The organism is Pectobacterium sp. F1-1 (assembly GCF_025643735.1).
Taxonomy (GTDB): domain Bacteria; phylum Pseudomonadota; class Gammaproteobacteria; order Enterobacterales; family Enterobacteriaceae; genus Pectobacterium; species Pectobacterium colocasium.
In genome coordinates this window covers 1,636,753-1,652,195 of sequence record NZ_CP104733.1, presented here as the reverse complement: position 1 = coordinate 1,652,195, position 15,443 = coordinate 1,636,753, and the positions used below count along the sequence as shown (strand labels likewise).

The 15,443-nt window shown below is 53.6% G+C and carries 13 protein-coding genes; 3 read left to right on the top strand and 10 right to left on the bottom strand.

Annotated features, from left to right (window positions below):
- Window positions 1-73: 73 nt before the first annotated feature.
- Window positions 74-1,390 carry a glutamate/aspartate:proton symporter GltP gene (gene gltP / locus NAL19_RS07200; protein ID WP_263059248.1) on the bottom strand — a complete coding sequence of 439 codons (1,317 nt, stop codon included), beginning with the start codon at window positions 1,388-1,390 and terminating at the stop codon, window positions 74-76.
- A 300-nt stretch (window positions 1,391-1,690) separates the two neighbouring features.
- On the opposite strand from gltP, the gene NAL19_RS07195 reads away from it, so the two are divergent.
- Window positions 1,691-1,897 (top strand): hypothetical protein, encoded by a 207-nt coding sequence (locus tag NAL19_RS07195; protein ID WP_225087519.1) that lies wholly within the window; start codon window positions 1,691-1,693, stop codon window positions 1,895-1,897.
- Here the strand turns inward: NAL19_RS07195 and cbl are convergent.
- Window positions 1,885-2,838 (bottom strand): HTH-type transcriptional regulator Cbl, encoded by a 954-nt coding sequence (gene cbl, locus NAL19_RS07190; protein WP_225087518.1) that lies wholly within the window; start codon window positions 2,836-2,838, stop codon window positions 1,885-1,887. The two genes, NAL19_RS07195 and cbl, sit on opposite strands and share 13 nt — an antisense overlap.
- Before the next feature lie 361 nt (window positions 2,839-3,199).
- On the opposite strand from cbl, the gene NAL19_RS07185 reads away from it, so the two are divergent.
- On the top strand, window positions 3,200-4,033 hold the full coding sequence (locus NAL19_RS07185; protein ID WP_263059247.1) for an AraC family transcriptional regulator: 834 nt from the start codon (window positions 3,200-3,202) through the stop codon (window positions 4,031-4,033).
- A 123-nt stretch (window positions 4,034-4,156) separates the two neighbouring features.
- Window positions 4,157-5,134, top strand: coding sequence for a DMT family transporter (locus tag NAL19_RS07180; RefSeq protein ID WP_263059246.1), 978 nt, complete (start codon window positions 4,157-4,159; stop codon window positions 5,132-5,134).
- A 31-nt stretch (window positions 5,135-5,165) separates the two neighbouring features.
- Here the strand turns inward: NAL19_RS07180 and NAL19_RS07175 are convergent, their stop codons facing one another.
- The 8 genes from NAL19_RS07175 to NAL19_RS07140 form a co-directional block, all read right to left on the bottom strand.
- On the bottom strand, window positions 5,166-5,663 hold the full coding sequence (locus tag NAL19_RS07175; RefSeq protein ID WP_263059245.1) for a TlpA family protein disulfide reductase: 498 nt from the start codon (window positions 5,661-5,663) through the stop codon (window positions 5,166-5,168).
- A complete protein-coding gene (locus NAL19_RS07170) occupies window positions 5,650-6,366 on the bottom strand; it encodes an ABC transporter ATP-binding protein (RefSeq protein WP_263059244.1) in 717 nt (238 codons plus the stop codon). The genes NAL19_RS07175 and NAL19_RS07170 overlap by 14 nt, the downstream gene beginning before the upstream one ends.
- Before the next feature lie 4 nt (window positions 6,367-6,370).
- Entirely contained in the window at window positions 6,371-7,510 is a 1,140-nt protein-coding gene (locus NAL19_RS07165) for an ABC transporter permease (RefSeq protein WP_317630309.1), read from the bottom strand.
- Complete coding sequence (locus tag NAL19_RS07160; RefSeq protein WP_263059243.1) at window positions 7,500-8,789, bottom strand: ABC transporter permease; 1,290 nt, start codon at window positions 8,787-8,789, stop codon at window positions 7,500-7,502. Before NAL19_RS07160 ends, NAL19_RS07165 begins: the two co-directional genes overlap by 11 nt.
- Window positions 8,790-8,791: 2 nt before the next feature.
- Window positions 8,792-10,189: a Fe-S-containing protein gene (locus NAL19_RS07155; protein ID WP_263059242.1), complete on the bottom strand. Its 1,398-nt coding sequence runs from the start codon at window positions 10,187-10,189 to the stop codon at window positions 8,792-8,794.
- Between the two features lie 157 nt (window positions 10,190-10,346).
- Window positions 10,347-10,874: an iron transporter gene (locus tag NAL19_RS07150; protein ID WP_180743736.1), complete on the bottom strand. Its 528-nt coding sequence runs from the start codon at window positions 10,872-10,874 to the stop codon at window positions 10,347-10,349.
- A 120-nt stretch (window positions 10,875-10,994) separates the two neighbouring features.
- Window positions 10,995-12,899, bottom strand: coding sequence for an FTR1 family protein (locus tag NAL19_RS07145; protein WP_263059241.1), 1,905 nt, complete (start codon window positions 12,897-12,899; stop codon window positions 10,995-10,997).
- A 548-nt stretch (window positions 12,900-13,447) separates the two neighbouring features.
- Window positions 13,448-15,127, bottom strand: a complete 1,680-nt coding sequence (locus NAL19_RS07140; RefSeq protein WP_263059240.1) for a methyl-accepting chemotaxis protein — start codon at window positions 15,125-15,127, stop codon at window positions 13,448-13,450.
- Window positions 15,128-15,443 lie beyond the last annotated feature (316 nt).

The following is a 15,443-nucleotide window of genomic DNA, read 5'->3' as shown; positions in this document are numbered from 1 at the left end:
GGTGGATCCATAAAAGAAACAGGCGCCTCGATGACTCGACGCGCCTGTTGTTCATGCAATCAATACCGCAGGATTATCCCTGCTGGGCGGGCTGTGTACTTATCCCTTTCAACTCACGCTCATAGGCCCGCGCCTTCTGCTCATCGAACTGGTGCTCCCACTTGGCGATAACCAGCACCGCCAGTGCATTTCCCACTACGTTCAGCGCGGTACGCGCCATATCGAGGATACGGTCAACGCCCGCAATGAACGCCAGCCCTTCCAGTGGAATACCGACGCTGCCCAACGTAGCCAGCAGCACGACAAATGACACGCCCGGTACGCCGGCAATGCCTTTTGACGTCAGCATCAGCGTCAACACCAGCACGATTTCCTGCCCAATCGACAGTTCGATGCCGTATAGCTGCGCGATGAAGATCGCTGCAATACTCTGGTACAGAGTAGAGCCATCGAGGTTAAAAGAGTAGCCGGTCGGTACGACGAAGCTGGTAATCGACTTCGGCGCGCCATAGGCTTCCATTTTTTCGATGATACGCGGCAGCACGGTTTCAGAGCTGGCGGTGGAGTACGCGAGGATCAGTTCATCTTTCAGTATGCGGATCAGCATCGTAATACGCAGCTTACACAGCCGAGCGACAATGCCGAGCACCACCAGTGCGAAGAAGAAAATCGCGGCGTACACCAGCATAACCAGCTTGGCCAACGGCCACAGCGACGCAAAACCGAAGTTAGCCACGGTGACGGAAATCAGCGCAAATACCCCAACCGGTGCGTAGCGCATGATCATATGGGTCACCTTGAACATGGTTTCTGACACGCCGCGGAAGACGTTCAGTAGCGGGTCACGATGTTCTTTCGGCAACGAAGAGAGCCCCAGACCAAACAGCACCGAGAAGAAGATGATAGGCAGCATTTCGCCATGTGCCATTGCCGCAAAAATATTCGGCGGAATCAGCGACAGCACCGTCCCCACCAGACTGTGGGAACCGCTCTGCACCTGCTCGGTGGTCTTTTGATACTGCGAGATATCCACGGCGGTCAGCGTCGACATATCGATGCCGTGACCCGGCTGGAAGACATTCGCCAGCGTGATGCCAAGAATAATCGCCACTGTCGTGATGATTTCAAAATAGAGGATGGTTTTGAAGCCGATGCGTCCGAGCTTTTTGGCATCCCCGACACCGGCAATCCCGACAATCAACGTGGCGATCACAATCGGGACAACGATCATTTTAATCAGGCGGATAAAGATGTCGCCAGCAGGACTAAGAATATTGCTAATGAGCCACTGGCGGCTTTCTTGCTGTTCATGCAGCACGGCACCGAGTGCAATACCCAGTACCAATGCGATAAGGATTTGCCAGGCAAGGCTGATTTTTTGTGTTTTCATCGTCATTTTCCGTTTTAAACTCCCCGCCATGACGAACATGGCGCTAGCGCGACTCCGGCGCAATGCGAACCGAAAAAATCAACGTGGAGGTGACTGACTATTGAGAAGGATGTCTGATGAATTACCCCGTCATACGTCAAGCTGCATGCACGCTGTTCAAAACGCACACGTTTTGTCCTGCCACTCGAATGATTTGGGGTAAACTTTCTATTACGATACAAAAACCGTTAACATAATTATTCAATAAAAACGCACAAGTATTTGTATCACTTAACAAAAATTCAGACATAAGTTATTGTTATGGCAGGAATGCTACTATTGCAGCACGATCAGATCAAGCAGATTGTCGGCACGATAAACCATATTTATGCTGAATCGAGTACAGAAAATGGCGGGCGCTGCGGTACAAGAAATCGCCACAAAATCGACAGGAAAAACCCTGCCCAGTCAGAAAAATGCTGTCTGGGCATCGGGTTAGGAAACCGTGCTATCACTCAGATTTGGTAATCAATCACCGCTTCATCGTTATCCGAGAACACCTTATCTTTAATGTCATCCAGCGACAGTTCCGTGTTACACAGCTGAATAAATTTCCAGGCATAATTACGCTGTAACTGACCCTTTTTTAACCCCAGCCAGACCGTATTCGCTTCAAACAAATGCTCGGCATTTAACCGCACCAACCCGGTATCGCGCGCAGGATCGTATGACATATCGGCCACAATCCCGACGCCAAGCCCCAGCTCAACATAGGTTTTAATCACATCCGAATCCTGCGCGCTCAACGTAATATCCGGCGACATCCCCACCGCCTGAAACGCACGATCCAAACGCGAGCGACCGGTAATTCCCTGACGATAGGTAATCAACGGCTCCGCATTGAGCATCTCTAGCGTAATAACCCGTTCCTGCGTCAGCGGGTGATCCTCCGGCACAATGACCGAATGGTGCCAACGATAATAGGAGAACGCTGCCAGCGAGGGATCGTTAATCAATTGCTCACTGGCAATACCGATATCCGCTTCACCGGAATGGAGCATCGCCACGATCTCATCCGGCGTGCCCTGATTCAGCACCAGACGCACCTGCGGATACAGCGAACGGAAGGCTTTAATCACCGGCGGCAGGCTGTAGCGCGCCTGCGTATGCGTGGTCGCGATGACCAATTGGCCGGTATCGTTATTGGTGAAAACATTCGCCAATCGCCGGATATTGCTGGCGTCGTTCAGAATACGCTCCGCCACGACCAGCAGCTCTTTTCCCGGTTCGGTCATACCTAACAGACGTTTGCCACGCCGGATGAAGATTTCAATCCCCAGCTCTTCTTCCAGCTCGCGGATATGTCGGCTCACGCCGGATTGAGAGGTAAACAGCGTATTCGCCACCTCGGTCAGGTTGTAATTGCACCGTGCTGATTCACGAATAATCTTCAGTTGCTGAAAGTTCACCTTTCACTCCCTTGTCCTTTATTACAGATAGCAATATTGATGCAAGTAATGAGAGCCAGAACAAATAAGCAAATGGAGTTGATTATATTTTTTTATACTAACGGTATGTCTACCGCACTATCTTACCTAACAAGGAATAGACATAAATTTTAAAATCAAACAGTTAGATGAAGTCGTTTTTGTCACTCGCGTGCCATCAATCAACCATTTCGCTATGATTTATGCCTTTCTGATCTATTTATCCCCGCGTTTTTATTCCCTGTTTTCACACTTTCCGTACCCGCTAAATAAGACGCACCACTTCAAGCTGACGTGCTATCGCTGCTATGATGGAAATCATAATGAGAGACAAGGTGACAGCATGCAGGGCGTACCGGAACACTTTACCGATGAAAGAGACTATGCCCAGTTCCGGCATTTGCCGACGCTGCCCGGCATTGAGCTTTACCACGCGCATATCTGCCGTTATGCCTTTGAGCCGCATACGCATGAGGCGTTTGGCATCGGCACCATCGACGCCGGCGCGGAGCGATTCCGCTATCGTGGCGCCAAGCATATTGCGCCTGTCGATTCGTTAGTGTTGATGAACCCGGATGAGCTGCATACGGGGGAATCGGCGGCGGAAGACGGCTGGCGCTATCCCATGATCTACATCCCACCCGATGTGCTGGAGAACGTCTCCGGCGAGAAAGGCTGGTGGTTTACCGACGTGGTGCGCCACGATCCGGCCACCGCTCGCCAGTTGGCAGTAACGTTGGCTGCGATGTGGCAGACGACCGATCCCTTAGCGAGCGAAAGCCTGCTGCTGTCGCTGATTGAACTTTTCCGCCCGCATGCGCACATCGCACAGCGCCAGAGGATTGAACCGATCCATCGCTTTGATGTGGTGAAAGCCTATCTGCGGGAAAACTTCGCCCATACGATTACCCTAAAAGAACTGGCAGCGCTGGTTTCCCTCAGCCCCTATCACTTTCTGCGCCAGTTCAAAGCCCAGTTTCACGTCACACCGCACCAGATGCTGATGGCAATTCGGCTGTATGAAGCTAAACAGATGCTGACGCGCGGAATGGCGGCTGCCCATGTCGCTGTCGCCGTCGGGTTGACCGATCAGGCGCATCTGACCCGCACCTTCGCTCAACGCTATGGTGTCACGCCCATTCGCTACCAAAAGCAGGTGTATCCGGTTCAGCGCTAACGCTTTCAGCACGCCGACGGTCATCGCTCCCCCTTCGATGACAAACAGCAATATCCTACAATAATTCATCGCAGACTCTCCCTAGACTGGCGCGATGCACTATTGTGAACAAATGGGTCTATCATGCTGATTGGTATTTTATTTGCACTTGCCGCCGGACTGATGTGGGGGCTGATTTTCGTTGGGCCGCTGCTGGTACCGGACTATTCTGCTGCCTTGCAATCTACCGGGCGCTATCTGGCTTTTGGGTTAATTGCCTTGCCGTTAGCCTGGCTCGATCGCCGTCGTCTGCGCCAGTTGACCCGCAGCGACTGGCTGGAGGCCACGAAGCTCACGATTATCGGTAATCTGCTGTACTACTTTCTGCTCGCCAGCGCGATTCAACGCACGGGCGCACCGATCTCGACGATGATTATCGGCACCCTGCCCGTGGTGATTTCTGTCACCGCGAATGTGTTGTATAGCAAGCACGATGGCCGCGTCGCCTGGCGTCGGCTACTGCCGTCGCTGCTGCTGATTGCGGCGGGGTTGGTCTGCATCAATATTGCAGAGCTAAAGGGAAGCACGGCCACATTCGATTTATGGCGTTACGCCAGCGGCATTGCGATGGCTTTCCTCGCCGTGGTTTGCTGGACCTGGTATCCACTACGCAACGCCCGCTGGCTGCGCGACCACAAAGGCAACACACCAACAACCTGGGCTACAGCGCAGGGGCTGGTCACGCTACCGCTGGCGCTGTTGGGTTATCTGCTGGTGTGCGGCCATCTGGCGCTAACGGACAGCACCTTTACGCAGCCGTTCGGCCCACGGCCTGAGGTCTTCATCCCGCTGATGCTGGCGATTGGGCTGTTTTGTTCGTGGATCGGTACGCTGTTCTGGAACGAAGCCAGCCAACGTCTGCCGACGGTGCTGGTAGGGCCGCTGATTGTGTTTGAAACGCTGGCGGGGCTGACCTATGCCTTCATCATCCGGCAATCCTGGCCGCCGCTGCTGACGCTCTGCGGCATCACCTGCCTGATTGTCGGGGTGATCTACGCCATGCGGGTGAAACCGGAACCTGTGATTGTGGAAGTTCAGGTGCCGATTTCACGGACTGAGTGAAAGCGAGTGAGGAAATAAGACAAGCCGGTCTTTATGTCCGGCTTGCCAGCTTCTGAAACAGCGCAGTGAGTTGCGCTTCATCCCTCGCGCCCTGATGCTGATCGGTCACCTTGCCGTTGGCATCAATAATAAATGAGGTTGGCGTGCCGCTGACCTGATAGCGCTCTTTGGTGATGCCCAACTGATCGCGTACGACCGGATAAGTCACCTTGTGGTGCGCCAGCATCGAGGTGATATCTACGCCGTCAGGATCGGTATTAACCGCAACCACCACAACTTTATCGCCATACTCCTGACTCAGCTTTTCCAGAGTGCCCATTTCCACCATGCAACCGCCGCAGCCCGATGACCAGAAATTCAGGTACACGTTTTTCCCCTGCCAGCGCGATAGATCCACCTGCTGCCCAGCCAGATCGTAAGCCGCCAGCGCTGGTGCCTGCGCCCCAACGCTAACCTGTTCTTCCTTACAACCGCTCAGCACCAGTGCGCCCAGCAGGCAAAACGCGGTAATACCGTTACGCCATTTCATGATGATTCACCTCTTCACCAAAATACTTACCGTGTTGCAAACGGATAATGCGGTCAGCAAACCGGCCCAGTTCAGGATTGTGCGTCACCATCACGATAGTGCGCCCCTGCCGATGCAGATCTTGCAGCAGATCCAACACCCGCCGTTCGTTCTCTTCATCCAGATTCCCCGTCGGTTCGTCAGCGAAAATCACAGGAGGTTCGTTCACCAACGCACGGGCGATACACACGCGCTGCTGTTCACCGCCGGAAAGCTGGCTCGGTAAGTGATTCACGCGATGCGCCAGCCCCACCTGATCCAGTACGCGCTGCGCCGCCGCTTCATCCACCACGCTGTGGTAATGCTGTGCCAGCATCACGTTCTCCAGCGCGGTCAAAAACGGAATCAGGTGGAACTGCTGAAAGACCAGCCCAATCTTATCGGCACGGAACTGGCGTCGCCCTTCTTCATCCAGCCCAGCGGCATCGACGCCGTCCAGCAATACCTGCCCTTCACTCACCGTATCCAGACAGGTGAGAATATTCATCAGCGTGGTTTTACCCGAACCCGACGCGCCCATGATGGCGATAAACTCGCCGCGGGCAATACGGATATTGATGTTCTCCAGCGCGGTAACCTGACCAAAGCGTTTATAGAGCTGGCGAGTTTCAATCACCGCCTCCGCTGCCTGCGCCCTTTCCTGCGCGTTCACCTCTACAGACATCGACCTACTCTCCTTTCAAGACTTTGGCTGGTTCGACGTAGATCGCCCGCCGGGTGGGAACCACTGCCGCGACGGCAGCAACCAACAACGACAGTCCCAGCGTAAGCGGGAACACCGGTAACCGCAGCGAGATCGTCGCGTTGAATACGGCCATTCCCAGCACCTGTGCCAGCAAATAACCCAAAAGTGAGCCGCACACCACGGCCGCCAGTGCAATGATGCCGGTTTCCGCCAGCATCTGCCGAATGATGTCTCGTCCGCTCGCGCCCAGCGCTTTCTGTAGCGCAAATTCGCGGGCACGTTCACCAACAATCGCCATCAGCGTGGTATTCACACACAGGGAAGACAGCACCAGGATCACCGCCGATACCAGCCCCATCAGCCCTTTGATTTTATTCAACACCTGACCTTCCGACGCCGACACTTTCAGGATCGGGCGGATCTCCAGTTGTGGATACTGCTGTTGGAGTTGAGCGGCGAAGCGATCCACCTGCCCCAGATCGTTACTGACGCTCAACAACGCATTACTGATCGCACCTTCTTTATCCAGCCACTTTTGCGCCAGTTCCAGATTCACGATCAGCATGTTGTCCGTCGCATCGCCGGATTCCACGATGCCTTTGATCTGCAAACGCTGTTTACCGCCGTCGCCCACCAGCGTGATGCTGTCGCCGACCTTGACGTTCAGTCGCTCCGCCAGCTTCACCCCGATCATCGCGTTACGGTCATCGAAGCTCACGCCAATCCAGTTACCCGTGACCTGCCAGTACGGTGCTAGTTGGCGCAGCGATTCGAACCACACGCCCATCAGCACCACTTTTTCCAGCTCCGTACGTGCCATACCGTACAGATAAGGGCTGGATGCATTGATTAACCCAGCCGGTGCGTTATCAATAATCGGCTGAAACGTACTCTGTGGGATCGAATTGCCTCGCGCCGGACCGATGTAAAAATTCGCGCCGAAGGTACGCAGTTCCTGACTCATCTTGGCGTTGATATCAAAATAGACGGCGGACATCGCCGTCACAATCGCTGCCCCAACCATCAGCGCCGCGAACACCACACTGACGCGCTGCATACGCAACCGCAGCGCGCGGAATACCAGTAGCCAGAACATGCTGTTCATCCAGCCGTTAGCGCCCATACAGCACCTCCACCGGATACAACCCGGCAATCCGGCGTGCCGGGAACCACGTTCCGATAATGGCAATCAACACCGAGATCACCAGTACGCAGGGAATCACGATCCACGCGAAGCTCAAGGGGACGCCGAACAGCATCAGGCCAATCGCTTTCGCCAGTCCCCAGCCGGCGACGCAGCCCGCGATCCCGCCAAGCAATCCGCTCAACGCCGCTTCGAGATAAAACAACAGCATGATCTGCCACTGGCGGGCACCCAGCGCTTTCATCAGCCCGATCTCTTTGGCGCGTTCCATAATCGTGCTGGTCATCAGCGAGGCGATTCCCATCGCAGAAGCGACCAGCGCAGCAAACGTCACCACCGCCAGAAGCAGTTGGATCTTGTCGATCACCACGCCTTCCGAGGCGGCGACCTGCCAGATAGGACGCACTACCGAGCCGGAAATCGCTTCTTCCAACTGGTGCGCGATTGAAGAGACATACGCGGTGCAGTACCAGAGGTCATATTCTTCGGAATTCAGCGCCTCCAGGTTTTCCCGCGCCCGACGCGACAGTTCGTTTTCCGGCACGGTGAGCGCCGATACGCGAATCGCCTGAATTTTCCCCGCCAGCCCCAGCAGCGATTGCACCGTTGTCAGCGGCATGACCAAACGGCTTTCTTCATCACCACCGCTGCTCAGAATGCCACTCACTTCTACCGTTGCATCCCCTTTTGCGCCGTGCAGCGCGAGTTTATCCCCGATTTTCCAGCCCGTTTGCGCCGCCAGCTGTTTTCCCACCAGCGCCTGTGCCACATGTTCCGCCGTCACCGGTTCCTGCGGCCATTGCCCCGCCACCTGCCAGTAAGGGCTAACGGTCATTTGCCCTGTGCGATAGTCTTCCTCATCTGGCACCGCGACAGGCTGAGAAAAGAAGGTGCCCAGCACGGCAACTGGCTGACCATTGATTTCAACATCACCGCTCAACAGCGGCGCAAAACCGACAATGTTATTACGCCAGAAGATATCTTTAATGTTCGGCAACTCTGCCTCATCAAGGAAATCCTGCCCTTCCAGCGGATTACTGCGTTCGCCAAACAGCGCAGGCAGCGCTGCCTGACCTGCTGGCTCAATCAAAATATTCGCGCCGTAGGACTTCAGCTCACGCGCCATTTTGTCGCCGATGTCGATGGAGACCGCCAGCAGCGCGGAGATCAACCCCGCGGCCAAAAACACGGTCAGCACCGCCAGCGATTTACGCCGGATATTTCTGCGCCAGGACTGACGTAACAGTCGCCACAGCATGATCATTCCCCCTCAGCCTGCTCGCCAGCAGCCGCTTTGGCGGTGGCGAATTTTGCGGGACTTTCGCGGAAGCGGTTATAGTTGGCCTCCGACGAGAAGAAGTACGTTTTACCGCCGTAGCGATATTTATGTTCCGCGTTCACGTTGGTCAGTTTGGAACCATCAACCGGATCGATGACGTCCATCGACACCACTGTCGAGAAGTAATTCGTGCCTGCCGCCAGTGACGCTCGTCCAATCACCAGTTCATTATCGTCGTTGCTCCACCCTTCAATCGGCACCGGATTACAGCCCCCCGCCTTCCCGATAGAAGGAATGAAAATATGCACGCCGCAGGCGACACAAATCACCTGATTGCCTTCCATCACGTAGCCCTGATCGCCGCACAGCAGACAGGCATCAAACACCACGCCCAGACGAAGACGATCGGGGTAGCGGTTAATAATGAAAAAGCGCACGGCCTTGCCGTCATCGGCAATCCATACAAAACGATGTAGCTTGCCATCACGCACCTGTTCAATCGGAATATGTACTTTACCATCCGCCGCCAGCGTCACCGGCTGAGCTTCCGACAGACGAGGCGGCTGTGATGCAACTTTGTCCCAATAGAGCTGTGCCACCACCACTACCAGCAGCGCTGCGACGGTTGACAGCAGCGTACGACGCACGGTGCGATAGCCCGCGGTTGCTTTACGCTTTTCAATCGCGTCATGCTCAGCCAGCATCTGGCGACGCGCATGCCGCAGCGGCCAAACCAGCCCGGCAGCCAACATCGCCATAAACAACGCGCTGAGGTAATTGAGTAAATACGCGCTGTTAGTCACGTGCGCCACATAACTCAGGCGTGGCTTGGTCAGCCCCAGTACCTGTAATTTCATCAACAGCAACAGCAGGTTGCCGCTTATCGGCAGCAACAGAAGTACGACCAGCAGCGTAAGAAGCGGCCAGCGCAGTAAGCGAATGCGGCGCACGATCATGCCGCACAGCGCAGCACAGAACACCAGCCAGCCAAACGCCAGCACCACGGCGCTAAAATTCAGCAGCAGATCGGTATTCACCACATGGGTGGTTGTCAGCGCGGTCAAATTGGGATCGCTGCCCCACTGCACCGCCGCTCCCGCGACCAGCAGCGCCTGCCAAAAGTAGCCAAGACGCGGGTGGGAGAAACACTGGCAGACCAGAAACAGGATCAAGGCAAGCGCCTGAAGCGCCGTAAAGCCCAGCAGAAATGCCTGTCCGTTAGGAAAATGTACGCCAATAAACGTACCGGCGAACAACGCCAGCAGCGTGATCCAGCCCAACGGCCTAATTGTCGGCGTAGAACGATGGCTCCAGTTCAACCCCAACAAGAGCGCTATCGGCAGGAAGGACTGGAGGGTCGTGATAAAGAAATAACTCATATATACCCGGCACCGTTCAAGTTGCAGGTGTGTTGGTTGAGCATAATGTTTGCTGGCATCAGTACCCTGACCGAAAAATCACCGCCTCTGCGGGAAGCGATAGCATACCCGCAGAGGCGTGAACACGGCCGCGACAGAACATCGCGGACAGAAGACCTTATTCTAAGCCGACGTATTTGAAGTCAAAGCTGACATCAAACGGTTTCCACCAACGGCCTACGCCCGTTTCGCCATCGGTGTGACGGTGCATACCGGCTTTTGATGGCGGTTCGATGTGGTAGGTCACTTTGTAGTTGCCCACGCCCATCATTTTGATGTTCGCACCGTAGTGCGGGCCATCGCTGGCAACCATTGGCATGAAGGTGCCTTCCTGCTTCGCACCGGTATCGGTGTTAGTCAGGGTGTATGCAATGGTCAGGAACGGCATCCACTCACCCGCACCGAAACCATTCTTGTTACCTTCCGCCGCGTGAATATCGGCTTCCAGATGGATATCCGCTTTCGCGGCAGGCAGACCCATTCCACGTGGTTCCATGTCGATAGGCTGCAGATAAACGGCGGCAATTTCCATTTCGTTCATGGAAACCGGCTCACCCGCTGGATATTCTTTAAACGCCAGCGCGGCAGGCGCGGTGAAAATACCGGCAATAACGGCACCCGCAATCAGACTTTTTTGCATATTCATCAAACCCATCCTCATCTCAGTCGACCCTCTTCGCTTAATTCACTAAGCGATTGAGGTTGTTATGGTTATTTTCTGCTCTTATTGCTTCCAGTATGAACTTAGCGCTGCATGGATGCTTTATCAGACGGCTGACGCCCTGCGCAGCATCACCCACAGGGCAATTAACGCCGCGACAACCAGCACGCCTTGTGGAATCAGCGTTTCCACATAAGGATAAATACCCAACCCGCTGATTTCCGGCACGCCGGTCAGCAGCGTCGGCTCAAACAGTTTGCCTTCGATCAGTTCCAACACACCCTTACCCGCAAACACAAATGCCATCAGGTACATAAAGCAGCCGGTAAACATGAAGAACGGCTTAAGCGGCAGTTTGACAATGGTGTAGCGCATCACGAGATAAGCGATCAGCAGAATCACACAACCGATGGCAAACCCAGCCAAAATAGAGAGGTGCCCCGCCATGTTGCTGGCATCGCCGACCAGCGCGTAATAGAACAGCACCGTTTCCGCGCCTTCGCGATACACCGCCAGAAAACTGGTCAACCACAGGCCAATCATGGAACCGCTGCTCAACGAGTGGGACAGCTTGCCTTCCAGATAAGCCTTCCAGTGCCGCGCCTCAACTTTGGACAACAGCCAGTAGCTCATGAAGAACAACATCACCACGGCGATCAGCATCGTAATGCCTTCCAGCAGCTCACGACTGGCGCCGGAATTGGTGAAGAGAAGTTGGAAGAGGACGGCGGTAATCACGCTACACAGCAGCGCGACATAAACCGACTGACGAATCAGCGACAGCTTGTCCTGCTGGTTGTTTTTCACCAGATAGGCCACGATTGCCGCCACAATCAGCAAGGCTTCCAGACCTTCGCGCACAATAATCAGCAGGCTGTAGATCAACAAACTCCAGTGCGTTTCACCGCCGTCGCCCAGCATGGTGACCGCCTTCGCCAGTTCCTGTTGCAATGCCTCGGCCTGCCCTTGAAGTTGCTCCGCGGGTTGTTTGGCATTCATCAGACTCACCAAACGGGTAAAATAGCCTTCCAGCGTAGATTTGAACGCCGCATCGCGAGAACCAATTTTGTTCTCCATGCCCGTGGCTTCAAACAGATCGAAATAGGTGTCCTGCACCGCCATGATGGCAGGCTTAGTCTGACCTTGACGATACTGCGCAATCGCAGCAGCAATGGCCTGATTAATATCGTCGGCAACTTTCGCCCAGTTGGCATCCGGTATCGCACCCGTATCCGCGTTGGCAGTGGGCGCCGCCGTTGCCTGCTGGCTGTCGCGCGTTGTCGGCAATCCCGGTAAGACATCTTCGATGTCCTGCAACAGCGTGGTTACCCGATAGGCGACGTCTGTCAGTTGGTCGGGCTGGCCAGCTAGCGTAATCAGTGCGGAGAATTGTTGATTAATGGAAGCGGCCTGCTGCGCCGAGCGGTTTTGCCTGACCGACATCTCCATTTCAGAGTTTTTAAACCCCTGATAGTGAGCCTGTTGTACGCTCTGACTGGCCTTTTTGTAATCACCGGACTGATATTCCGCCACGGCCTGCGCGAGCTGGTCATCGATGATTTTGAAACTCTGCTGCCAATACGGTGCAATATCCGTGTTGTCATAGGCACCGTGCTGCTCCTGTGCAACCAGCTTGTGGCCTTCTGACAGCACGGGCAGAACGGCATCCAGCTCGCCCTTCAACCATGAAATTTTTGCCTGTACCTGGGTTTGTGGCTTTCCTTCGCCAATCATGCGGCGAATTTCACCGAATGTGGCCTCTAGCTGATAGCTTTTTTGCGCGGAAAGGTTGATACGGATAGGGCCTTCAAGGTTTTCAAACACCTCGAAATAGGCCATCTGAACTTCGGTGCGGGCATCATCCGGCTTTTGCTGCTCATAGAGCTGAGCCGTTTTATCCAGCCGGGTTTCGATATCCTGAATGAATGAAGCGTAATCGGTCGCGGCAACTGCCACTGAACAACTCAACAGCCAACACAACAATAGAAGCGTTTTTTGCCAGATAGACATAAGCGTGTGATGAAGCACAAATGATAGTTATTCTTATTATCACTTTGAAGCCGCCATCTGTCTTGATTTAGGTCACGAAAACATTCGCAATAAATTCTTTTATTTGTAATTAAAAATTTCAATCGATAATTAAAGCCTAACGTTCCTATTTTATTTTTATCATTCTGGAAAAACGCCGTTTTTTGATCGCAAAAACGACGAAAGTTATTCGAAAATGAAAAGCAAAAATAATGCCAATGTTAATAAAAAACCATCGACGGCCTAGAGACCCTCGTCTTAAAATGGCATTTCTTTACAGTAACACGGTCAGATTTACAGAGAAAAATGCTATTTTCCCCGGTAGTCCAAGGGATTAGCCGTGCCTTTCGCCACTATTTTTGAGCCATCACCCATCACTTCAATCACGGTGGCATTCAACTGATAACCAGAGACCAACAGACCCCGGCGGACGCCCTCCTTCCCGCCAAGTTTGTCGCTAGCCTCATGGCTTATCTCGTTTTCGCGTCAGCCCACATGTGCACGTTCTGTCACACGTTTCCCATGTCGAATCAGAATTTTTCCCATCCCCCGCTATTGCGGCTATGTGCTGACAACAGCGGTGTAACATTCTGCTGAATAGGACGATGAACAGGGGCTGCAACCACCGGACGAGAAAACGTCACATCGGTATCCTGGTCTGAATCCAGATCAAACACATCGACTACAGCGGAAAGTTCGCTCGTTTGTTCATCCAGGCGGGCGGCCGCCGCTGCCGATTGCGTTACCAACGACGCATTCTGCTGTGTGACGCTATCCATTTCGTGCACCGCCTGACTAATCTGCGTAATACCCCGTGTTTGCTCATCCGTTGCTGCCGAAATTTCGCCAATCAGATCATTGACATGCGCAATAGAAGCAATAATTGCCGTCATGGCCTCACCTGATTGTTTCACCAATCCCGCACCGTTTTCCACCCGCGATACGGATTCTGCAATCAGCGATTCAATCTCTTTTGCCGCCTGCGCACTGCGCTGTGCCAGCGTGCGAACTTCCCCCGCCACCACGGCAAAACCCCGCCCTTGCTCTCCTGCACGCGCCGCTTCAACCGCCGCATTCAGCGCCAGAATATTGGTCTGAAACGCGATGCTGTTAATGACCGAGGTGATATCGGAAATTTGTCGGGAACTGGCGCTAATCCCATCCATCGTCGTCATCACATTAGTGCTGATATTCCCGCCTTTTTCCGCCATGTTGGCCGCGTCCTGCGCCAGCTTACGCGCCTGATGAACGTGTTCGGTGGTTTGCCGCACCGTCGAGCTGATCTCTTCCATACTGGCAGCCGTCTGCTGCAATGCCGCCGCCTGCTGTTCCGTACGGCTGGAGAGGTCATCGTTACCATTCTTGATACTTGATGTCCCGTTATTGATCTCCGTCGTGCTCTGCCGGATGACCGTTACCGTATCACGCAAACTTTTCTGCAACTTCTTGATATCGGGAATCAGCCGGCCAGCACAGTTCATGCCAAATTCCGCCAGTTCACAGCCTAAACGGCCTGCCGTGAGCTGTGCCAAATGAGATTTCAGCACAGAAATCGGAGCAACCAGATAGTTTTTCAAATAGAATTCCGTAAACATCAACACGATGAGACCAATCACCATCACGGCAATGATTGCATTGCGATTCTCGACATTGTGTTCATTGACACTTGGAATCAATGAGGAGGCCGTGATGCTGTCCGAATAGCGTTTAATGTCTTCACCAAACGTCAGACTAATGGGGGGATACACGGAGCGAAATATTTGCCGAAATCCTTCGTAATCATTACGCTGTAGCGCCGCGTTCATCGGGTCGAGCGCAGTAGCAATCAGAGTGCTCCACGTTTTGTTTACCGCGTCAACCGTCGCAGGCTCGACGCCAACGTGCTCTGCCATCTGGAATTTCTCCAGCGAATCTTTGGTATTCTTTAGCGCTATCTGTGCCATATCCAACGTCTGTTTGGCGTTTTCTGGCTCATTACGCTGCAAATAATCCATCGTTCTTTCCATACGAGTTACAGCGCGAAAATATTGATCGGCGCCATAGACCAGATGGGAATACGTTTTTCGCTGAGTCTCACTTTTATCAAGCAAGTTTGTGACCTGATGAAGCGAGTAAAGGCTGAATCCTGATGCCACTCCCCATGCCACTAACAGAGAAGCCACAATAAGCAGCACCATTATTCTTATGCTGATATTTCTTAGAAATTCCATAATGCACTCCGCGACGTTAACAAATATTTCCCGCCCGCATACTCTGTCGGAAAAGTATTCACTTTTTACCCATGACGATACCGTCCGTTATACCGCGCCCTTATCCCACGCGCTCTAACAGACGTTCTGGAATTCCCTGATTCATCCCCCATCAGATGGGAAGTCACGCTAAATACGAACAAATAGAATGCGTTATCTTCCTTGAGATGCCTGTCTCCATGGTTTTAAACGGCCGATAGGCGTCACTACCACAGCCAAATCGGTGGCATGTAGAATTAATATCATCAAAAACAGTATAGGCATTAACAGATAAAGA